18 protein-coding genes and 1 pseudogene are annotated in these 21,615 nt (G+C 71.2%); 5 read left to right on the forward strand and 14 right to left on the reverse strand.

Going from position 1 to position 21,615, the window contains the following annotated elements; genetic code table 11:
- Window positions 1-28 precede the first annotated feature (28 nt).
- Window positions 29-1,648, forward strand: coding sequence for an ATP-binding cassette domain-containing protein (locus ABZT17_RS34120; RefSeq protein WP_356354747.1), 1,620 nt, complete (start codon window positions 29-31; stop codon window positions 1,646-1,648).
- Window positions 1,649-1,739: 91 nt separating this feature from the next.
- On the opposite strand, the gene ABZT17_RS34125 is transcribed toward ABZT17_RS34120, so the two are convergent.
- On the reverse strand, window positions 1,740-2,855 hold the full coding sequence (locus ABZT17_RS34125; RefSeq protein ID WP_356354749.1) for a Vms1/Ankzf1 family peptidyl-tRNA hydrolase: 1,116 nt from the start codon (window positions 2,853-2,855) through the stop codon (window positions 1,740-1,742).
- Between the two features lie 87 nt (window positions 2,856-2,942).
- Here ABZT17_RS34125 and ABZT17_RS34130 point away from each other — a divergent pair, with 87 nt between their 5' ends.
- Window positions 2,943-3,191: a DUF6158 family protein gene (locus ABZT17_RS34130; protein ID WP_356354751.1), complete on the forward strand. Its 249-nt coding sequence runs from the start codon at window positions 2,943-2,945 to the stop codon at window positions 3,189-3,191.
- Window positions 3,192-3,236: 45 nt separating this feature from the next.
- Here ABZT17_RS34130 and ABZT17_RS34135 read toward each other — a convergent pair.
- From ABZT17_RS34135 to ABZT17_RS34165, 7 genes and pseudogenes are all read right to left on the reverse strand, one after another.
- A pseudogene (locus ABZT17_RS34135) lies at window positions 3,237-5,389 on the reverse strand (catalase).
- On the reverse strand, window positions 5,389-5,931 hold the full coding sequence (locus ABZT17_RS34140; protein WP_356354752.1) for a type 1 glutamine amidotransferase domain-containing protein: 543 nt from the start codon (window positions 5,929-5,931) through the stop codon (window positions 5,389-5,391). The pseudogene ABZT17_RS34135 and the gene ABZT17_RS34140 overlap by 1 nt, the downstream one beginning before the upstream one ends.
- Window positions 5,932-5,937: 6 nt before the next feature.
- Entirely contained in the window at window positions 5,938-6,591 is a 654-nt protein-coding gene (locus tag ABZT17_RS34145) for a diguanylate cyclase (protein WP_356354754.1), read from the reverse strand.
- Complete coding sequence (locus tag ABZT17_RS34150; protein WP_356354756.1) at window positions 6,588-7,019, reverse strand: CBS domain-containing protein; 432 nt, start codon at window positions 7,017-7,019, stop codon at window positions 6,588-6,590. The genes ABZT17_RS34145 and ABZT17_RS34150 overlap by 4 nt, the downstream gene beginning before the upstream one ends.
- A 278-nt stretch (window positions 7,020-7,297) precedes the next feature.
- Window positions 7,298-7,690 carry a DUF2795 domain-containing protein gene (locus ABZT17_RS34155; RefSeq protein WP_356354758.1) on the reverse strand — a complete coding sequence of 131 codons (393 nt, stop codon included), beginning with the start codon at window positions 7,688-7,690 and terminating at the stop codon, window positions 7,298-7,300.
- Between the two features lie 401 nt (window positions 7,691-8,091).
- Window positions 8,092-8,742 (reverse strand): isoprenylcysteine carboxylmethyltransferase family protein, encoded by a 651-nt coding sequence (locus tag ABZT17_RS34160; RefSeq protein ID WP_356354760.1) that lies wholly within the window; start codon window positions 8,740-8,742, stop codon window positions 8,092-8,094.
- Between the two features lie 170 nt (window positions 8,743-8,912).
- Entirely contained in the window at window positions 8,913-11,294 is a 2,382-nt protein-coding gene (locus tag ABZT17_RS34165; protein WP_356354762.1) for a phosphoketolase family protein, read from the reverse strand.
- Between the two features lie 36 nt (window positions 11,295-11,330).
- On the opposite strand from ABZT17_RS34165, the gene ppk2 reads away from it, so the two are divergent.
- On the forward strand, window positions 11,331-12,134 hold the full coding sequence (gene ppk2, locus ABZT17_RS34170; RefSeq protein ID WP_356354764.1) for a polyphosphate kinase 2: 804 nt from the start codon (window positions 11,331-11,333) through the stop codon (window positions 12,132-12,134).
- 17 nt (window positions 12,135-12,151) lie between these two features.
- Here the strand turns inward: ppk2 and ABZT17_RS34175 are convergent, their stop codons facing one another.
- The 4 genes from ABZT17_RS34175 to ABZT17_RS34190 form a co-directional block, all read right to left on the reverse strand.
- A complete protein-coding gene (locus tag ABZT17_RS34175; RefSeq protein WP_356354765.1) occupies window positions 12,152-13,024 on the reverse strand; it encodes a universal stress protein in 873 nt (290 codons plus the stop codon).
- A 5-nt stretch (window positions 13,025-13,029) separates the two neighbouring features.
- Window positions 13,030-14,052: a zinc-dependent alcohol dehydrogenase gene (locus tag ABZT17_RS34180; RefSeq protein WP_356354766.1), complete on the reverse strand. Its 1,023-nt coding sequence runs from the start codon at window positions 14,050-14,052 to the stop codon at window positions 13,030-13,032.
- Between the two features lie 22 nt (window positions 14,053-14,074).
- Window positions 14,075-14,986 (reverse strand): universal stress protein, encoded by a 912-nt coding sequence (locus ABZT17_RS34185; RefSeq protein WP_356354768.1) that lies wholly within the window; start codon window positions 14,984-14,986, stop codon window positions 14,075-14,077.
- Between the two features lie 115 nt (window positions 14,987-15,101).
- A complete protein-coding gene (locus ABZT17_RS34190; RefSeq protein ID WP_356354770.1) occupies window positions 15,102-15,731 on the reverse strand; it encodes a hypothetical protein in 630 nt (209 codons plus the stop codon).
- Window positions 15,732-15,969: 238 nt separating this feature from the next.
- Here ABZT17_RS34190 and sulP point away from each other — a divergent pair, with 238 nt between their 5' ends.
- A complete protein-coding gene (gene sulP / locus ABZT17_RS34195; RefSeq protein WP_356354772.1) occupies window positions 15,970-17,685 on the forward strand; it encodes a sulfate permease in 1,716 nt (571 codons plus the stop codon).
- A gap of 822 nt (window positions 17,686-18,507) precedes the next feature.
- A complete protein-coding gene (locus tag ABZT17_RS34200; RefSeq protein WP_356354774.1) occupies window positions 18,508-19,206 on the forward strand; it encodes a hypothetical protein in 699 nt (232 codons plus the stop codon).
- A gap of 115 nt (window positions 19,207-19,321) precedes the next feature.
- On the opposite strand, the gene ABZT17_RS34205 is transcribed toward ABZT17_RS34200, so the two are convergent.
- Together ABZT17_RS34205 and ABZT17_RS34210 are read right to left on the reverse strand one after the other, a co-directional pair.
- Entirely contained in the window at window positions 19,322-20,299 is a 978-nt protein-coding gene (locus tag ABZT17_RS34205; RefSeq protein ID WP_356354776.1) for a ribosome-inactivating family protein, read from the reverse strand.
- 181 nt (window positions 20,300-20,480) lie between these two features.
- Window positions 20,481-21,347 (reverse strand): hypothetical protein, encoded by an 867-nt coding sequence (locus tag ABZT17_RS34210; protein WP_356354778.1) that lies wholly within the window; start codon window positions 21,345-21,347, stop codon window positions 20,481-20,483.
- Window positions 21,348-21,615 lie beyond the last annotated feature (268 nt).

The raw sequence follows: 21,615 nt of genomic DNA on the forward strand, positions 1-21,615 counted from the left end.
CGAACGACGAACCCCAGAATGCGAGCCCATGGGACACCTGGAAGCGGCACATCTCGAGTACTACCTCCCGGACGGAAGGCCGCTGCTCGGTGACGTCTCCTTCCGGGTCGGCGAAGGCGCGGTCGTCGCCCTGGTCGGCCCCAACGGCGCCGGCAAGACCACCCTCCTGCGTCTGATCTCCGGCGAGCTCAAACCGCACGGCGGCACCGTCACCGTCGGTGGCGGCCTGGGCGTGATGCGCCAGTTCGTCGGCTCCGTACGCGACGAGACGACCGTACGGGACCTGCTCGTGTCGGTCGCCCCGCCCCGTATCCAGGAGGCCGCGCGGGCCGTCGACCAGGCGGAGCACCTCATCATGACCGTCGACGACGAGGCCGCCCAGCTGAAGTACGCGCAGGCCCTCGCCGACTGGGCTGAGGTGCGCGGGTACGAGGCGGAGACGCTGTGGGACATCTGCACCACGGCCGCGCTCGGGGTGCCGTACGACAAGGCGCAGTTCCGGCAGGTGCGCACGCTCTCCGGCGGTGAGCAGAAGCGCCTGGTGCTGGAGGCACTGCTGCGCGGCACGGACGAGGTGCTGCTCCTGGACGAGCCGGACAACTACCTCGACGTGCCCGGCAAGCGCTGGCTGGAGGAGCGGCTCAAGGAGACCCGCAAGACGGTCCTGTTCGTCTCCCACGACCGGGAGCTGCTCTCCCGGGCCGCCGAGAAGATCGTGTCGGTGGAGCCCTCGCCCGCGGGCGCGGACGCCTGGGTGCACGGCGGCGGCTTCGCCACCTACCACGAGGCACGGCGCGAACGCTTCGCCCGCTTCGAGGAGTTGCGCCGTCGCTGGGACGAGAAGCACGCCCAGCTGAAGAAGCTGGTGCTGAATCTCCGTCAGGCGGCCAGCATCAGCCATGAGCTGGCCTCCCGGTACCAGGCCGCCCAGACCCGGCTGCGCAAGTTCGAGGAGGCCGGCCCGCCGCCGGAGCCGCCGCGCGAGCAGGACATCACCATGCGGCTCAAGGGCGGACGCACCGGCGTAAGGGCCGTCACCTGCAAGGGACTTGAGCTGACCGGCCTGATGAAACCGTTCGACCTGGAGGTCTTCTACGGCGAGCGGGTCGCCGTCCTCGGCTCCAACGGCTCCGGCAAGTCGCACTTCCTGCGGCTGCTGGCCGGCGAGGACGTGGCGCACACCGGGGAGTGGAAGCTCGGGGCGAGGGTGGTGCCCGGGCACTTCGCCCAGACCCACGCCCACCCCGAGCTGATGGGCCGCACCCTGCTGGACATCCTGTGGAAGGAACACGCCCAGGACCGGGGCGCGGCCATGTCACGCCTGCGCCGCTACGAGCTGACCAACCAGGCCGAGCAGGCCTTCGACCGGCTCTCCGGTGGTCAGCAGGCCCGTTTCCAGATCCTGCTCCTGGAGCTGCAGGGCGTCACGGCCCTGCTGCTCGACGAGCCGACGGACAACCTCGACCTGGAGTCCGCCGAGGCCCTGCAGGAGGGGTTGGAGGCGTTCGAGGGAACAGTGCTCGCGGTGACGCACGACCGGTGGTTCGCCCGCTCCTTCGACCGCTATCTGGTCTTCGGCAGCGACGGGCGGGTCCGTGAGACCGACGAGCCGGTGTGGGACGAGCGGCGCGTGGAGCGGGTGCGGTGACCGTGCGGGGCGGGGGGCGGTGACCACGGGGCGGGGGCGATGGCCTTGACGCGGGCGCGGTGACCTTGAGCTGCGCGGGCGGTGACCTTGATCAGGCCCACCGCAGCAGCGCGCCCAGGCCCCCCGCCGGTATCTGACCGCCCGTGGCCTCCGCCGCCGGGCCCACCGACAGGGCCGCCGCCCCCGTCGCCGCCGCCGAACGGATCAACGCGTCGTCCGCCCGCGCCGACCACGAGTGCTGCTCGCCGAGGATCCTGAGGTCCGTGCGGCGGACCGCCAGCTGGTCCGGGTCCTCTCCGATCCACACCTCGCGGTGCGCGTCGGGGCCGTCCGGGCGGATCAGGAGCTCCTCGATACGGTGCTCGCGGGCCGCCTCAACCAGGGCCGGTACGCCCTCGGCCGCGCCGGCGTGTCCCTCGGCGTCGGGTTCGCGGGCCGTGAGGAAGCGCTCCAGCTCGCGCTCCGCCCGCTGCCGTACATGCCGCTCACGCACCCGCTCGACGTCCTCGTCCAGCAACCTGCTGCCCGTGCCGTGCGGGGCCTCGACGGCGATCTCCCGCAGCCGCCCCGGCAGCTTGTCGTGCACGGACCGGCGCTCCCGGTCGTCGCCCACCAGGGCCAGCAGGTCGGCCCCCGTCTCCTCCTGGCACGCGGCGAGGGCCTCGGCGGTCTCGGCCGCGTTGTGCTCCCAGGTGTTCTCCACCGCCAGCTGGAAGTGCCGCTCGGACCAGTCGACCGACCGCGTCCGGTGCATCGGCCACTGCCGCCCGGTCACCGAACCGGCCTCCCGCGTGCCCAACGAGCCGCGCAGCTCGAAGCGCGCCCCCCTGCGGTCGATGTACGCCACCACGCACACCGGGTCCTCGCCCGCCAGCTCCAGCAGGGGCGCGGTGTGCGGCAGCGCCGCCCAGTGGGCGCTGTCGCTCATCGGGGGCCGGGCCAGCGGCGGGTCCAGGACGACCTCGCCGGCGTGGACGAACAGGGCCCGGCCGTTCGGCTCGGAGGAGTGCCGCAGCTCGTCGAGGGCCTCGCGGACGGCCCGGCACGTCGCCTCGTCCGCGCCCTGCCCGTCCAGGTCCCGGGCCAGCGCCACCGCGGTCAGATGGCGCTCGTGGGGCGTGTCCTCCGTATGCCGGGAGGTGTCGACGTACACGGAGGCCCAGGGGCCGTGATGTTCGTAGAGTGGATGCAGAAAGGCGAGATCCATGGTTCCCTCCCGGTGTCGCTCGGCGGGTAGTGCGTCCCGGGCGGGTACCCGGACCGCAGGGACGAACACGACGAGCGGGGTACCACCATGGCCGGAGTCGACCCCACCAGGCTGGACGACCAGCAGCTCATGAAGGAGCTGGAGACGATCCACCGCACGCGCCACGACACGCTTCTCTACGGCTCGACCGACGCGCTGCGGGCCCACAACGATCGCATGGCCCGGCTGGAGGGCGAGTACCTGCGCCGCAACCCGCGGCGCATGGTGGCCGCGGGCCGTACCCGCGAGGGGGCCCGGGAACGCCGGAGCGGGGAGTCGGTGACTCCCCGCACCTGAGCGCCGTGCCCGGACGCCTCGGACGCCGCTTCCCTGCGGCACCGCTCAGCGGCGTACCGGGGGCCGGTCCCAGTGGCGGTGCGCCGCTGTCGCGGATATGAACGCCTGTGCGAACTCCCCGTCCGCGCGGCTGCCCGGTGACGCGTCCGTCACCACGCCCCGGTCGGCCGTCACGGCGCCCGTGGACAGCGTGAGGCCCTGCGGTTCCAGAGCGGACAGGACACCGACGCCCGAGCCCAGCGCGCCGACCGGTTTGCCGTGCAGATAGGCGCTGCGGACGAAGCGCAGCGCGTCCGGGTCCTCGGCCACCGGCGGCGTCCCGGTCGGTCCGCCCGGCACCAGGACCGCGTCGTACAGCACCGACGCCACCGTCGGCAGGGCCCGGTCGACCGTGTAGTGCTCGCCGTCGGCTCCCGTGACCGTGCCGTCCGTCGGCGCCAGCGCCTCCACGATCGCGCCCTCGGCGGCCAGCGCCTCCCGTACGGAGGTCACCTGCTCGGCGTCGACGCCGTCGGTGACCAGGACCGCGATCTGCCGGGTGCGGATCGAGCCGTCGCCGCGCAGGGCCTCCAGGCTGAGCGCGGGAGACTCCCGCTTGTACGGCGTCTCCTGCGCCGCGGGTTCGGGAACACCGATGCCGCGGGCCACGGCAGCCGCCAACTCGCCGTCCACCCGCGCCAGTTGCTCGACGGTACGGGCCCGGACCGTCATCGCGTCGACCTTGCCGAGTTCGAACCGGAAGGCATCGACGATGTGCTGCCTCTCCCAGTCCGCCATGCTGTGGAAGAACAGCGCGGCCTGGCTGTAGTGGTCCTTGAAACTCTCGCTCCGCTTACGGATCTTGGCGCCGTCGACCCGCTCCGCGATGGGGGTGCCCCCGCGCGAGTCTGTTCGAGTGTGGGGGAGCGTGTAGGCGTGTCCGTCGGCGCCCGCGTGCGCGGGGCAGCCGCCGCCCAGGGTGTTGGGGAAGTAGTTGGTGCCCCGGTGGACGGCGCTCTGGTGGTAGCCGTCGCGCTGGTTGGTGCGGACGGGTGCGACCGGCCGGTTGACCGGGATCTGGGTGAAGTTGGGACCGCCCAGCCGGATCAGCTGGGTGTCCAGATAGGAGAAGTTGCGGGCCTGGAGCAGCGGGTCGTTGGTGAAGTCGATGCCCGGGACGACGTTTCCGGTGTGGAAGGCGACCTGTTCCGTCTCCGCGAAGAAATTCTCCGGGTTGCGGTCGAGCACCATCCGGCCGATCGGCCGCACCGGCACCTGCTCCTCCGGGATGAGCTTCGTGGCGTCCAGCAGGTCGAAGTCGAAGGCGAACTCGTCCTCCTCCGGCACCAGTTGGACACCCAGTTCCCACTCCGGGTACTCGCCGGCCTCGATCGCGTGCCACAGATCGGCCCGGTTGAAGTCCGGGTTGCGGCCCTGGCACTCCTGCGCCTCGTCCCACACCAGTGAGTGCGCGCCCAGCTTCGGCTTCCAGTGGAACTTCACGAACGTGCCGCGCCCCTCCGCGTTCACGAAGCGGAAGGTGTGCACCCCGAAGCCCTGCATCATGCGGTAGCTGCGCGGGATCGCCCGGTCCGACATCAGCCACATGATCGCGTGCAGGGTCTCGGGCTGCAGCGACACGAAGTCCCAGAGGGTGTCGTGCGCGGACGCCCCGGTCGGGATGTCGTTGTGCGGCTCTGGCTTCACCGCGTGCACGAAGTCCGGGAACTTGATGCCGTCCTGGATGAAGAACACGGGGAAGTTGTTGCCGACGAGGTCGTAGTTCCCCTCCGACGTGTAGAACTTCGTGGCGAAGCCACGCACGTCCCGCACGGTGTCCGCCGAGCCCTTCGGGCCCTGGACCGTCGAGAACCGCACGAAGACCGGCGTACGCACCGACGGGTCCTGGAGGAAGGCCGCACGGGTGAACTCCGCACAGGACTCGTACGGTTCGAAGTAGCCGTAGGCGCCCGCGCCCCGCGCGTGCACCACCCGCTCCGGGATCCGCTCGTGGTCGAAGTGGGTGAGCTTCTCCCGGAAGTGGCCCTTCAATTGTTCACTGGGGCTTCCATCAGCGTCGGTCCGCGCTCGCCGGCCGTCAGCGAGTCGTCGGTGTGGTCGACCTCCACGCCCTGGTCGGTGGTGAGCGGCCCCGCGGCCGGGTCGTCGGCGTGGAAGGACTCGCGCTGTTCCTGCTTGCGGTCGGCGGGGGACGTCATCAGCCGGCCCCCTCGGAGAACACGTGCAGGAACGCGTCGCAGAACGCCTTCAGATCATCCGGTTTGCGGCTGGTGACCAGCTTGTTGCTCCCGTGGTCGCAGATCTTGACCTGCTCGTCGACCCAGGTGCCGCCCGCGTTGCGGATGTCGGTCCGCAGGCTCGGCCAGGAGGTCAGCGTCCGGCCCCGGACGACATCCGCCTCGACCAGGGTCCAGGGGGCGTGGCAGATCGCGGCGACCGGACGGCCCTGCTCGAAGAAGTCCCGCACGAACGCGACGGCCTTCTCGTCCATGCGCAGGAAGTCCGGGTTCGCCACCCCGCCCGGCAGGACCAGCCCGCCGAAGGAGTTCGCGGAGGCCTCCCCGACGACCTCGTCCACGGGGAAGGTGCTCGCCTTGTCGAGGTGGTCGAAGGCCTGGATCTCACCGGCCTCAGTGGACACCAGCACGGGCTCGTGGCCGGCGTCCTTCGCGGCCTGCCACGGATCGGTCAGCTCGATCTGCTCGACACCCTCGGGCGCGGTCAGGAATGCGATACGCATGATGCATCAACGTCCTTTCTCGGCATGCCAGTTCGCTTGGTCCTCGGCGCGTTTGCGGTGACGGCGGCCCGTGCGCAGGCAGCGCAGCAGCTCCTCGCCGTACGGCAGCAGCACACAGGCACCGATCGCGGCGGTGATGCCCGCGAGGTAGCCGCGCGACAGCGGGCGCCGCCGGGGCACCAGCCGCCAGGCCTCCGGGTCGCCGTCGCCGCCGCGCAGCAGCTTCCTCATCTGGTCGGCGTGCAGACAGGTCAGTGCGGCCAGTGCGGCGAACGGCAGCGACTCCAGGAAGCTGTGGATGTGCTGCTCGACCGGTTTGACCTCACGGTCGCTCTCGACCGCCGTCCGTACGTCCCACAGCGCGGTCGCCTCGTGCACCGCGGCGCCGCCCAACTGCACGGAGAGCAGCAGGGGGTTGACCTCGTAGCGCAGGGTCAGCGCGATGGGCACGCCCACCTCGGCCATCATCAGGGAGTGCAGCAGCGACTCCTTGGTGCCGGCCGTCTCCTCGATACGGGTGCGGCGGTGCATCACCCAGTCGGCGAGACCGGGCACGAACCAGCCGGGCAGCAGCCCGTAGAGGAGATAGCGGGTCGTCACGTCCCCGACGTCCACCGTGGAGGAGCCGGCGCCGATCTCGGAGGTCCGGCCCGGGCTCATACGCGGCCCCCGGGGTCCGGTTCGGCCCGGCTGATCTCGGCGAGCGCCGAGCCCGGGTCCCCGGCCTCGGACAGGTCACCGAGGCTCACCACCCCGACCGGCAGCCCGTCCTCGACGACCGGCAGCCGGCGCACGGCGTGCGCGCGCATCAGTGCGACGGCCGCCTCGACGGGGTCGTCCGGGCTCACCACGAGCGGGTCCGGCGTACACACGGACCGCGCGCTCGCCGTCTGCGGGTCCACGCCCTCGGCGACCGCCCGCACCGTGATGTCACGGTCGGTGAGCACGCCCACGACCCGCTGACCGTCGGCCACCAGCACATCGCCGATGTCCTGCGCGCGCATCAGTCGCGCCGCCTCCACCAACGAGGCGTCCGGCCGAACGGCGACCGCCCCCGGCGTCATGACCTCCCGTACGAAATCAGGCATCACTGTGGTCCTCTCCTCCGTTCCCGGCCGAGGTGACCACCTCGGCCGCCGTGGTCCTGGACGCCGCCCGCAGTACCCGTGGGACGGCGGGCCATGCGCACGAGCGACCGGGCGGGCGTCGTCCGGACGCCGGAGCAGCCCCCCGATCAGGTCGAATCGAACCCGTGCGCCATCTCCAGCGACGCGACCTCTCGGTCCTCCCGCTGGACACGCCCGCGTACCGGATTCGCCGGGCCCGCTCGTGTCGGGCCGGGGCCTTCGCTCGTGCGGGGCGCGATCTACCCCTGCCGTCCGCGCCCCGCCTCCACGAGGGCCTCGGCCACTTCCTGGACGGTGGTGTAGCGCGCCGCGCGTGGCAGGTGCTCCACCGCTTCCAGCAGGGCGTCGGGGGCGTAGGCCCGGCGCAGGGCCCGGGCGAGTTCGCGGGGGCCCGCGGGGAACGCCCGGCGGCTCAGATGGCGGGTCAGTTCCGTGCGTACCGCCGTCAGGGACGCGGTAGGGCGTCCCGGGGTGATCGGGCCGCCGGCGACCTCGGGGTCGTCGTCGGCGACGGGTTCCGGGTCGTGCCATTCCTCGGTCCGCGTGGGGTGCCCGGACCGGAGCAGACCCTGGAGTTCGTGCTTCATCTCCTCGTCTCGATGGACGCTCAGCCGGTCACTGCCTCGCTGCATGACTCCCTCCAGATCTTCGGGGTCGTGACCGCGTACCCGATGACCGGAGGCCGACACGGGGTTTGCCCGGCGAACGGCGGGAGACCCGGCACAGGCCCCCCACTCCCATCTCCGGGAGGGAACGGCCATGGCACTGCTCGCCGTGTTCATCCCGCTCCTCATGCTCGGCGTGGTGCTCGCACTGGGCCGTTACGAGGAGCTGCTGCTGCAGACGAGGACGAGGACGAGGACGAGGAACGCCGACGGAAGCGACGAAGGCCGCGGCGGACCGCTCGTCGCCACGCTTCCGATCAGAATCGTGCCGGCACCGGGGCCCGCGGTGACGCGTACCTCTCCGTCCCCTGCGCCGGCAGCCGGTCCGCCGCGGTCCGCGGCGCCCTGGCGGCCGTACCGACATCCGGCTACCCCGGGCGGTGGCCGTCGGCGCGGTGGAGGGTGTTCCAGGCGGGGCGTATCGAGGGTATGAGGGCCGGGACACGGGCGCGGTAGGCCTCGTAGGAGGCTCCGAACCGGTCGGCCATCATGCCGTCCTCCACCCGCACCCGGCGCAGCAGCCAGGGGACGGCGGCGGCGAGGATCACCACCCACACTCCGAATCCGCAGGCGAGCATGGCGCCGGTGGCCAGCCCCAGCAGGCCGGTGTAGATGGGATGACGGACCAGACGGTAGGGGCCGTCGGTGCGCAGCTCATGGTGGTCCCGGACCATCGGGATGCTCGCCCACATGGTGCCCAGCACCCAGCGCGCCCACAGCAGCCAGACGGTGGAGGCGACGGCCAGCAGGGCGCCCAGGAGCGCCAGCTCCGGCTGCCAGAAGGCGAGACGGTGCCACCAGGACTCCGGGGTGTGCCGGACCAGGAGGCTGAACACGTACGCGCCGGCGATCAGCAGGATCCGGCGGGGCAGGGTCCGGCGCAGATCGCCCGCGAGCGCCGCCGTCCCGGATCCTCTCTTCAGGCCGAACCAGACGGCGCCGACGAGCCACGCCGCGACGAACACGAAGACGCACCCGGCGATGAGTGCGACCAGAGCGGAGTGCAGTGGCGAGTCCATGCCTCCAGCGTGCGCCGCCGGGGGAGCCGGCCACCACCACCCACGGGCTGAACCCCCCTCCCACCCGCGGGTGGAGCCCCCTGCTCACCCCGCCCCGGGCGCTCCACCCGCGGGTGGAGCGCCCGGAGCGAACCCGCGCGCCTGCCGTGCGCCACCTCCCGGGTCCGTTGTCAGGCGTTCCACGTCCAGTCCGCGACCTCGGGCAGGTCCGTGCCGTGTTCGCGGATCCAGGTCTGGTGGCGGCTGCGGGCGTCGGCCATCTGCTGGCGTACCGCGGCGGCGCGCACGGCGAGGCCGGGGACGCGGTCGATGACGTCCATGACCAGGCGGTAGCGGTCCAGGTCGTTGCGGACGACCATGTCGAAGGGCGTGGTCGTGGTGCCCGACTCCTTGTAGCCGCGCACATGCAGGTTGGGGTGGCCGGTGCGGCGGTAGGCGAGGCGGTGGATGAGCCACGGGTAGCCGTGATAGGCGAAGATCACCGGCTTGTCGGCGGTGAACAGGCCGTCGTACTCGAAGTCGCTCATGCCGTGCGGGTGCTCCTCGCGCGGCATCAGCCGGGTCATGTCGACGACGTTGACCACCCGCACGGCCAGCTCGGGCAGGTTGCGGCGCAGCAACTGGGCGGCGGCCAGCACCTCCTGGGTGGGGACGTCACCCGCGCAGGCCAGGACGACGTCCGGCTCGCCGCCGTTCTCCGTGCCGGCCCACTCCCAGATGCCGGCGCCACGGGCGCAGTGGGCGCGGGCGGCGTCCATCGACAGCCAGTCGAAGCAGGGCTGCTTGCCGGCCACGATCACATTGACGTAGTCACGGCTGCGCAGGGCGTGGTCGGCCACCGAGAGAAGGGTGTTGGCGTCCGGCGGCAGATAGACCCGGACGACCTCGGGGCTCTTGTTGAGGACATGGTCGACGAAACCGGGGTCCTGGTGCGAGAAGCCGTTGTGGTCCTGGCGCCAGACGTGCGAGGTGAGCAGGTAGTTGAGGGAGGCGATGGGCGCCCGCCAGGGCAGCTCCCGCGATGTCCGCAGCCACTTGATGTGCTGGTTGACCATCGAGTCGACGATGTGCACGAAGGCCTCGTAGCAGGAGAACAGTCCGTGCCGACCGGTGAGCAGATAGCCCTCCAGCCAACCCTGGCAGGTGTGCTCGGAGAGGATCTCCAGCACCCGCCCGTGCCGGTCGAGGTGTTCGTCCACCGGCAGATGCTCGGCCTGCCAGGCCTTGCCGCTCGCGTCGAGCACGGCCTGGAGCCGGTTCGAGGCGGTCTCGTCCGGGCCGACCACCCGGAAGTTCCGGTCGGCGCGGGTGTCCAGCATGACCTGTTCCAGCAGGTCACCGAGGACCCGGGTCGGCTCGTGCAGCGTCGCGCCGGGCTTGTCGACCGGCACCGCGAAGTCGTCCAGGGAACGGATGGGCAGGTCGCGGACGAGCAGACCGCCGTTGGCGTACGGGGTGGCCCCCAGCCTGCGGGCACCGCCGGGGACACAGGCGAGGACGTCGGCGACGGGGCGGCCGTCCGGGCCGAACAGCTCCTGGGGCCGGTACGAGCGCAGCCATGACTCCAACTGCCGCAGGTGCTCCGGATTCTCGCGTACGGCGGCCAGCGGCACCTGGTGCGCCCGCCAGGTCCCCTCGACCGGCACACCGTCGACCTCGGCGGGGCCGGTCCAGCCCTTCGGGGTGCGCAGCACGATCACCGGCCAGTGCACCCGCTCGGGGACGCCGTCCTCGCGGGCCGAGCGCTGCATCGCCGCGATGCGGTCCAGCGCCCGGTCGAGGGCCTGGGCCATCGCCCGGTGCACCGTGGCCGGGTCGTCCCCGCTCACATGGATCGGCTCATGGCCGTATCCCCGCAGCAGCGCGTCGAGTTCGTGCTCCGGGAGGCGGGACAGCACGGTCGGATTGGCGATCTTGTAGCCGTTGAGATGCAGGATCGGCAGGACCGCGCCGTCGTGCACCGGGTCGAGGAACTTGTTCGAGTGCCAGGAGGCGGCCAGCGGGCCGGTCTCCGCCTCCCCGTCGCCGATCACACAGGCGACGACCAGATCCGGGTGGTCGAAGGCGGCGCCGTACGCGTGCGAGAGCGAGTACCCGAGCTCGCCGCCCTCGTGGATCGACCCCGGCGTCTCGGGCGCCACATGGCTGGGCACCCCGCCGGGGAAGGAGAACTGCCTGAACAGCCGCTCCATGCCGGGCGCGTCCCGCGACACGTCCGGATAGGTCTCGCTGTAGCTGCCCTCCAGCCAGGAGTTGGCGAGGACGGAGGGACCGCCGTGGCCGGGGCCCCACACGCACAGGGCGTCCAGGTCACGCGCCTTGATGACCCGGTTGAGGTGGGTGTACACGAGGTTCAGGCCGGGTGAGGTGCCCCAGTGGCCCAGCAGCCGCGGCTTGATGTGCTCCGGCCTCAGCGGCTCGGTCAGCAGGGGGTTGGCCATCAGATAGATCTGGCCCGCGGCCAGGTAGTTGGCGGCCCGCCAGTGGGCGTCCAGGGTGCGCAGTTCGTCGTCGGAAAGTACGGTGGCGTCCTGGTGTTCGACCTTGGACATGAGTGACTCCACAAGTCATCGAGGGGAAGAGGCGGCATGGCCGGCAAGAACGCGGCGGCGCTGCCGCGCAAGACGTACGAGAAGGAACTGCTGCGCCTGCAGACGGAGTTGGTGAAGCTGCAGGAGTGGGTGCGGGCGGAGGGTGCCCGCGTGGTCGTGGTGTTCGAGGGCCGGGACGCGGCCGGCAAGGGCGGCACGATCAAGCGGGTCGCCGAGCACCTCAACCCGCGTGTCGCCCGGATCGCGGCGTTGCCCAAACCGACCGAGCGCGAGCGCACCCAGTGGTACTTCCAGCGGTACGTGGAGCATCTGCCGGCCGCCGGGGAGATCGTGCTGTTCGACCGCTCCTGGTACAACCGGGCCGGCGTCGAGCATGTGATGGGCTTCTGCACCAGGGAGGAGTACCAGCTCTTCCTGCGCCAGTGCCCGATCTTCGAGCGGATGCTGGTCGAGGCCGGGATCGTGCTGCGCAAGTACTGGTTCTCGGTGAGCGACACCGAGCAGCAGGAGCGGTTCCGGCGCCGGCTCGAGGACCCGCTGCGGCGCTGGAAGCTGTCGCCGATGGACCTGGAGTCGATCACCCACTGGGAGGCGTACTCCCGGGCCAAGGACGAGATGCTGGTGCACACCGACATCTCCGAGGCGCCCTGGTACGTCGTCGAGAGCGACGACAAGCGCCGGGCGCGGCTGAACATGATCGCCCACCTGCTGGACTCCGTGCCGTACCGCGACGTGCCGCCGCCGGTCCTCGAACTGCCCGAGCGGCCGGCGCCGACCGGCTACGAGCGGCCGCCGCGCACCCTGCAGACCTACGTCCCCGATCACGCGGCGGGCCTCTGAGGAGCCGGTCGGCGCCGTCATAGCGGCTCGGGCACGATGACGACGGGGCAGGCCGAGTGGTGCAGCACGCCATGGGCCACCCGGCCCAGCTGCAGCCCGAAGTGGCGCGTACGGCGCCGGGCCCCGAGGACGACGAGGTCGGCGTCCCGGGAGGCGTCCACGAGCACCGCGCGGGCGGGGCCCTCGACGGTACGGCGCTCCAGCCCGACGTCCTCGGGGGCGTTCTGCAGCGCCGTCTCCAGGGCCTCCGTCGCCTGCTGCTCGTGCAGCCGGGCCGGCTCCCCGGCCAGCAGCGGATGGTCGGTGCTCTCGTGCGCGGGGCACCGCCAGGCCCGTACGGCCTCCACCGCCGCACCGCGACGCCGTGCCTCCTCGAAGGCGAACGCCACCGCCGGGGAGGCCTTGGCGTCCTCGCCGACCCCGACGACGACCCGGCCGTGCGTCCCGCGCCGGGCCTGGTTGTCGTGGCTGCCGCGCACGACGACCATCGGGCAGTGCGCGTGTCCGGCCACGGTCAGGCTCACGGAGCCCAGTACCGCCTCGGCCAGGCCGCTGCGGCCCCGGGTGCCCGTCACCAGCAGGGCGGCGGTCCGGCTCTCCCGTACGAGCGCGTACTCGGGCTCCTCCGGCAGCACCTCCGTGGAGACGGCCAGACCGGGACGGCGGGCCCGGGCCCGCCGCGCGGCGGCCCCGACGACGTCCTCGGCCATGATCTCCTCCGAGGGCTCGCCCAGGTCGTCGGCGAGGCCGGCGCCCTCGTAGCGTTCCCACAGCGAGGCGTACACCAGGCGCAGCGGCAGCCCCCGTACGGCGGCCTCGTCGGCCGCCCAGTCGACGGCCCGCAGACTGGGTTCGGAGCCGTCGACGCCCACGACGATCGGGAGGTCCATCGTCCTCACCGTCCGGTGGCGAGGTCGAAGACGATGCGGGCCTTGACCTGGCCGCGCAGCACCTCGTCGATGGACTCGTTGACGGAGGCCAGCGGCCGGGTCTCGCAGATGACCCTGGTCCGGCCGGCCGCGTGCAACTGGAAGACCTCGGCGAGGTCCTGGCGGGTGCCGACGATCGAGCCGATCACCGAGGTGCCGTTCAGGACGGTGTCGAAGATGGGCACGCGGACGGTGCCGTGCGCGGGGAGAGCGACCATGACGAGCTTCCCGCCGCGTCGCAGCCCCGCGTTCACGGCCTCGAAGGCGGCGTCGTCCACCGCGAGCGCGAGGGCCGCGTGGGCGCCGCCGTGCCGCCCCAGGACCTTTCCGACGTCGTCCTTGCGGGCGTCGATGACGAGGTCCGCGCCGAGTTCGGTGGCGAGTTCGAGCTTCTCGTCGGTGACGTCGATCGCCGCGACGGTCGCTCCGGCGAGCTTCGCGTACTGCACGGCCAGATGGCCGAGCCCGCCGACGCCGGACACCGCGACGAGCTGCGCGGGCCGCACACCGGCGACCTTGAGCGCCTTGTACGTCGTCACACCGGCGCAGGTCAGCGGGGCGGCGTCCACGGCGCTGACCCCGTCCGGCACGGGCTGAGCGAAGTCGGCCCAGGCCAGCATCTTCTCGGCGTATCCGCCGTCGCAGCCGTAGCCGGTGTTGACCTGCTGCTCGCACAGCGTCTCCCAGCCGGACAGACAGTGCTCGCACCGCCCGCAGGCCCGGCCGAGCCACGGCACGGCGACCCGCTGTCCGACGGAGAGGTGGGTGACGCCGTCGCCGAGCTGCTCGACCAGGCCGACACCCTCGTGGCCGGGCACGAACGGCGGGTTCGGCTTGACGGGCCAGTCGCCATGGGCGGCGTGGATGTCGGTGTGGCACAGCCCGGACGCCTCGACCCGGACGCGGACCTGGCCGGGGCCGGGCTCGGGGTCGGGGCGCTCCTCGATGACCAGGGGTTCACCGAAGGCTCGTACGACCGCTGCCTTCATCGTTTCTGCTCCTTGGGACGGGTCAGCCGTGCGCGACGACGGCGACGGGGGCGACGGAGTGGTGCAGGACGGCGTGGGTGACGGAGCCGATGTGGGCGCCGAGCGTGCCCCGGCGGACCCGGCGGCCGACGACGACCAGGGAGGCCGTACGGGAGGCGTCGACGAGGTGGTCGGCGGCCGAGCCGAAGACGGAGTTCTCGGTCACCTCCACCGCGGGGAACTTCTCCCGCCAGGGCCGCACGAGCTCGGTCAGCGCGATGCCCTCCTGCCGCGTCAGCTCGCCCGCGACCTCGAGGTCGGGCGCGGGGCCGTAGGCGTAGTAGCGGGACATGTCCAGGTTCCAGCCGTGCACGACCCGCAGGGGAGCACCGCGCCGGGCCGCCGCCGCGAAGGCGAACTCGATCAGGGTGTCGTCCGGGTGCTCGATGTCGAGGCCCAGGACGACGGGCCGGAACGGGGTCGCGGCCGACGGGATGCCGACCGGGTCCATCTCGTGTTCGTCGGCGGCCTGCTCCCCGGCCCGGACCAGGACGACCGGGCTTTCGGCGTGCGCCACGACCGACAGTCCGACGGATCCGATCATGAACCCGCCGATCCCGCTCAGCCCGCGGGAGCCGAGCACCAGCAGGTCGGCGTCCTTCGCCACGTCCGCCAGCACCTCGGCGGGCCGCCCCGACAGCTGCTCCGTGGTCACCGCGAGGCCGGGATGACGCAACCGAACGCCTTCGGCCGCCTCGCGCGGAATGCGCTCGGTCCAGTGCTGATGCGTCTCCGGTCCGAGCAGCGGTGCCTGCGCCATGGGGCTCGGTACCGGCTCCCAGACCTGGACCAGCTTCAGCGGCAGGGCCAGCAGCTGTGCCTCGCGGGCCGCCCACTCGGCCGCCGCACGGCTCTCGGGAGAGCCGTCGAGGCCTACGGTGACGGTGCGGGTCATGATCTCCACCTCCTGGATCGGGGGTTCCGATTCGAGATTCGTCCACGGACGCGGCGCACGGCAGGGGCCGCAGGTCCCGGCCCGGGACCGAACGGCCCTGCCGTGTCCGCCGTGCTCACCGCAGCCAGCGGCCGCGACGGACGAGGGGGAGCCGTGCCCAGAGCCGGCCGAGGCCCATGGTGTCGCCGGCGGAGGCGGCGGCCAGGGCGATCAGGACGACGGCGTAGACGACGTGGTAGTCCACGAACGGGTTCGTCGACATGCTGGCCGAGCCGTCCGAGAGATGCCTGGCCGGCGGCCACTCGGCGATCCACATCAGCGCCATCATCAGGGTGCCGGCGAGAGCCGCGAAGCGCAGCGCCACGCCCGCGACGAGCGCGACACCGATCCCGAGCAGCCCCAGCATGAACAGCCAGTCGGCCCAGGTGTCGCCGGCCCAGGAGTGGAAGGTGGACTCCATCGGCCCGGCGGCGACGGAACCGAGGAAGCCCCTGGTCGGCGAACCGCCGTCGATCCAGCCCTTCCCGGCGGGGGTGGCGTAGCCGAAACCGAAGGTCTTGTCGAGGAAGGCCCACAGGAAGACGAAGCCCGTGAGCAGGCGCAGCGACGCGAAGGCATAGGCCCGCGCGGTGTCCGTGCCGACACGTGCCGACACGGCGGAGTCGGATGCGGAGGCGGTCCGGTGCCTGCGGAAGGACGGCAGGTGGAGGCCCGGGCTCCGGTGAGGGTGCTCGTGCACGGCCATGGCGGTGATCCCTTCAAGGGGTGGGACGGTCCGTTCGGTCTCTGACGTCCCTCACTCTCGTCGCCCGGGGCGCCGGCGGCCGGATGCCGAAGGTCCGCCGTGGCCGGGCTGAACGTCCCTGTCCGCAGGGCCCGTTGGGGCGCGTCCTCGGCCGTCGACGCGCCGGAGGAGGCTCAGCCGTCGCGGTCGGGTGCCGGGCGGTGGATCCTGGGACCGAGCGAACGGAGAAAGGTGGCTCATGTCCCAGGGCGGCACGGGCAGACATGTTCCGGGGTGGCGCGATCTGATGCCAGGAGCCGTCGCCCTTCTGGGGTATCGGCGCACCTGGCTGAGGGGCGACCTGCTGGCCGGTTTCACCGTCGCCGCCTATCTGGTGCCGCAGGTCATGGCGTACGCCGGGGTGGCCGGGCTCCCGCCGGCCGCCGGACTGTGGGCGATCCTGCCCGCCCTCGCCCTGTACGCGCTGTTCGGGTCCTCACGGCTGCTCTCGGTCGGCCCCGAGTCCACGACCGCCCTGATGACGGCCACCGTGGTCGCTCCGCTCGCCGCCGGTCACGAGGAACGCTACGCCACCCTGGCGGCCACCCTCGCCGTCACGGTCGGACTGCTGTGCCTGGTGGCCCGAGCGGTACGACTGGGCTTCCTCGCCGACCTGCTCTCCCGCCCGGTCCTGATCGGCTATCTGGCGGGCGTGGCACTGATCATGATGGTGGACCAGCTGCCCAAACTCACCGGGGTGAAGACGACCGGCGCGGAGTTCTTCCCCCAACTGTGGTCGTTCCTCGGCAATCTGACCGACGCCCACCCGGCCACCGTCGTACTGTCCGCCGTCGTACTCGTGTTCCTCTTCACGGTGTACCGCTGTGCCCCCGCCCTGCCCGGCCCGCTGTTCGCCGTCGCCCTCAGCACGGTCGCCGTGGTGGTCTTCGACCTCGACGGGCGGTACGGCATCAAGGTGATCGGCACCGTCCCCTCCGGCCTGCCCGGGCTCGCGTGGCCCGACCTGAGCGAGATCCCGGGACTGGTGCTGCCGGCCCTCGGCGTGCTGATCGTCGCGTACACCGACTTCATCCTCACCGCGCGGGCCTTCTCCGGGAAGGACGACGAAGGCCCCGGGCTCGACCCCGACCAGGAGTTCCTGGCGCTGGGCGCGGCCAACCTCGGCGCGGGTGTGCTGCACGGCTTCCCCGTCAGCAGCAGCGCCAGCCGCACCGCGCTGGCCTCCTCGGCGGGCGCCCGCAGCCAGGTGTACTCCCTGGTGGCGGGCGCGGTGGTGCTGGCGGTCCTGCTGTTCCTCAGCCCGCTGCTGCGGCGCACCCCCTCGGCCGTCCTGGGCGCACTCGTCGTGTACGCCGCCGTCCGCATGATCGACCTCGCCGGCTTCCGCCGCCTCGCGTCCTTCCGCCGCCGTGAGCTGCTGCTCGCCCTCGGCTGCCTCGCCGGGGTGCTGGCCCTCGACATCCTCTACGGCGTGCTGGTGGCCGTCGGCCTGTCCGTGGCCGAGCTGCTGACGCGGGTGGCCCGCCCGCACGACGCCGTCGAGGGACTGGTGCCGGGACTGGCCGGCATGCACGACATCGACGACTACCCGCAGGCCCGCACCATCCCCGGCCTGCTGGTGTACCGCTACGACTCACCGCTGTTCTTCGCCAACGCGGAGGACTTCCGCCGCCGCGCCCTGGCCGCCGTCGACGAACAGAGCGACCCGGTGCGCTGGTTCGTCCTCAACACCGAGGCCAATGTCGAGGTCGACATCACCGCGCTCGACGCGGTGGACGAACTGCGCCGCGAACTCACCCACCGCGGCGTCGTGTTCGCCCTCGCCCGCGTCAAACAGGACCTCATGGACGACCTCAGGGCGTACGGCCTCGCGGACACCGTCGGCGCGGACCGCATCTTCCCCACCCTGCCGACAGCCGTGGCCGCCTACCGCGAGGTGTACGGCGCGCAATGAACGGCCGCACGCCGGGCTCCAGTGCGCAGACCATGATCGCACCGGGTCGCCTGACGGCCTCGCCACTGCCGAGCGGTCAGCGCAGGTATGCGCAGTCGCTGTTGGCGCCGAAGGCGAGCTGGTCCACCAGCGCCGGTATCCCGCTGTGGCCGCCGCATCCGTTCCCTCGCGCACAACGAATGCGGGACAGACGTGAGCTCCTCGACTCCGCTTCCGCCGGGACCGGTGGCAGCGCCCCGATGGCCGCGAGCCCGAACCGGGGCGGAGGGCGCCGACGCCTCCGGCTGGATCCCACCTTGCCCCTCGACCAGGCGCAGACCGTGCGGCGTGCGGCTGGACTCGTGCGCATACCAGGTCAAGGCCGGCCACCGGGTCCGTCTGCTGATAACCGACGGCTCCCACCCGCGGTACGCACGCGACGAGGGCACCGGTGCCTGGATGCCGGGGGCACCGCGAACCCGTGCGCAAACCGGCGGCCCCGGCCCAGCGGATCAGGTCCACCGGGAGGTCGCAGCGCTTGAGCCGGTACAGCTGTGGTTTGTTTACTCCCCTGGACGGGGTTGGTGGACAACTTGCGCCCAGGAAGACTGCTCACAGCCGCCTCACGGCTACCGACCGCCCCGGGCTCACCCGTGTGGTCTCAACATCCAACGCGCAAAAAAGACAAGCATCGTGCCTACAGCCAGAGCCTCTGGTACCACAACGTCAGCACGAAGCAGCTTCTCGACAGGAGCAGCGGATTAGTGGATAAAACACCGGTCTGGTGTCAGAGGCATTTCCATGCCCATTGCTGAACTCCGCAGAGGAAACATCCACTCCCCGATGGCCGAGGAGGAGGTCACCTACCCCGTAAGCATCGTTCTCTCGCTTCAGCGCGAGCAGACGGCGCCCCTGCTCCGCACCATGCGCAGTCAGCATGTGCTGCCCGCCCTGAGCCACACCTGGGGCTCCGCACAGGCCTACGGTGTCCTGCTGCGCCAGGCCGACACTCCGCTCACCGTCCTGGACGTGCCCGGTCCGCAGTGGATCGAGGGACTCGAGCAACGCGTGCACGCGCTCAGCAACATCTCATCCGTGGTGGTGCTCGTACCTGCTGACCACTCGGAGCCCGCAGGGCTTCTGTTGGCGGGCGCCGCCAACGTCATTCCCCGCGACACGCCTGTCAGGGAGCTCGCCAGCAGAATCGCCGCGGAACGGCGATGGCTGGACATGCGGCACTCACCGCAACGGCCTGCACCGGATGCGCGACAGTACCGCTCGCTGCGCCCACGGCAGTACTCCCAGCAGGTACTTTTCGACATCCTCAGTTCCGCCTCGCGACCCTGGTGCTGCCATGATCTGTGCCTGCTGCTCGGCACAGCCTGGGAGCCGATGAGCCGCCGAGCGCTGCAGGCCAGGACCGCGCGGCTCAACGAGCGTCTCATGTCTTACGGGATATCCCTGGACTACACCGCCCAATGGGGGCGCACGACATTCATGGGGATCGTCGAGGGCCCAGGAATGGATGAACGTCGGCGGTGAAAACCTCGCGGTGAGCGCCGCCCACCCCGCCCGTTGCGGCGGGCGGGGTGGGCGCTGAGCTGAGGGGCGATGCCGGGTCAAGGGACGAGGCGGCGAGGGCGGTGAGCCGTGGGCCTCACAGTTCGTCCTTGATGTTGGAAGTAACGGGTCGGGCGGCGAGCGCGACCATCAGGACGGCGGCAGCGGCCGTGCGGTCGCGGATGTCGCCCCAGCCGACCGTGTGGACCCAGTTGAAGGCGCCGCCGGGGTTGGTGAAGACCCGGCTGATGCCGCGCCAGTTGCGGATCAACTCGATGTAGCGGGCCATGCGGGTCTGGCCGCCGGTGTTGAGCTGACGGCCGAGGTCGGCGGCGATCGGGCGGAAGCGGGTGCCCTCGGAGATGGCCATGATCAGGCGCAGGACGCCGACCGACTTGTTCCTCACGTAGTTCGCCGGCGGCTGCGACGGGTTCTGATGCAGGTCGAAGACGGCCTGCCGGAGGTTCTGGTGGCTCAGGCTGAGGTCCTCCAGCGATGTGTTGGCCGATCTGGCGAGGTCGTTGTAGTTCTCGTGGCCGTTCATGTCGCCGTACTGCGTGAATCCGTTCTGCGTGGGGCTCAGGACGGCGGCGGGTATGTCCTCGGGGTGGTCGCGGCTGAGCGGGATGTACACATTGCCGGCCTGGGGCGAATAGAAGTGCCACCCGACGACGTACATGTCGCTGACTCTGATGATCAGGTGGATGGTCGCACCGGCTGTCGTCACCGTGAGGTCGATGTACGCGTGGTCCGCGCCGGCGCCCGGGGTGACGTCGACGGCGAGGTTACGGCCGCCCCGCTGGACGTTCACGCGGTGACCGCCGTGCGCGTCGATGATGGACCGCAGGTGGCTGATCGTGTGGGCGTAGCCCTCCCCGCTGGCGTCGACGTCCCAGTGGGCGAGGTACCAGGTCGAGGCCGAGAGTTCGGTGTCCTTGGTGCTCAGGTTGAGAGTGCTGGACGCCTTCGAGGACGTCGAGTGCGTATGCGAGGGGTCGGCCAGCGCGAACGCGCCGACCACGAGCGCGGGCACGGCGAGCGACGTGCCCACGCGCTGCAACAGGCGAGAGGCCATGGGAGGTCTCCGTTACGTGAGAGGGGGACGGGATCCGGAATTCCGAATTCCTGTCGATCGTCAGGGCCGGAAGGTTGTCCGGCGAGCCTCTTTCATCACTCAGAACAATCCGGGGGCCGGGCGAAGTGCCCGCCGGCCTGAGGTCGGCGGGCACTTCGGATCTCAGGGGTGCCGCTACGTGTCAGTGGCAGTCGCTGTACTTGTTGGCGCGCCCGTGGAGGATGAAGCGGAACTGCGGCTGGTTGCTGCTGTTGAGGACATTGGCCGTGCCGTCGTAGTAGTAGTCGTGGTCCACGAGGGCCCGGTAACCGTAGCCGCCCCACACCTGGGAGGTGTGGTAGCCGTTGCCGTCCTTGATGGTGTTCCACGTGTAGCTGTCCAGCCAGAAGTGCGGGTTGATCCGCACCACGCGCTTGATGGGTCTCGCGCCGAACCATTCCGTCCTGCCGGACGGGACGCTCATGCCGACGGTGCGCGACCAGCCGACGGACTTGCCGTAGGACCACGAGTACGAGAACTCGGCGCCGAGGCCGGCATCGAACAGCTTGCCGATGGAGCGCTCGGCACTGACGGAGCCGCCCACCGTCTTGGTGGTGGTCGTCGTGGTGGTGTAGCTCTGCGAGACGTTGTAGTTGAGGGGGCCGCCGTTGTCGCAGTTGCTTGCCGGCTCGGACCAGGCTGTTTCGGCCCCCTCGTACGTCCAGGAGGACGACTGGGGGTAGTAGCAGTGGCCCTTGAGCTCCTTCCAGTTCGGGTTCAGGTAGACCTTGGCCGCGCGAGCGTCGCCGATCCGGTCGAAGACCGGGGCCTTGCCCTGGTAGCTCTTGTCGTGGAGCTCGTGCGTGACGGTGTTGTAGTACCAGACGCTCTGGCCGCTCCGGTTGGAGCCGTCCTGACAGATGTTCGGGAGCAGGTTGTCCCATTTGCCGTTGAGGTCCGTCTCGTTGGCCGCGCTCGCGGTCGTGGCGGAGGCCAGGCCCAGGCCGCTGACCGCCAGGCCGCAGGCTGCGATGGTGAGCAGCCACTTCTTGACAGGGGTGGGGACCATTTTCGCGTTCCTTAGCTCGGTGAGACCAACCGTGGGTGAGATCGAGTAGATGGTGATCAATGCGGGTGCGAGTGATCCTTCGCGGCCGTGAGTTGTCCGGCAACCCAGTTCATGGGCGTAAACAAACAGGTCAGCGACGTGCTCCCTGGAATCCGGCCCGTCGTGTCACGCGCGGGATCGAGAGGGCTGGAACGGCATACGTGTGCCCGGGCCGCCCGGCGACACGGTTGCTCGGCGGGCGGAGGTCACGCCATCGTCAGGGACCGCC

Source organism: Streptomyces sp. NPDC005648, from assembly GCF_040605395.1.
Lineage (GTDB): Bacteria > Actinomycetota > Actinomycetes > Streptomycetales > Streptomycetaceae > Streptomyces.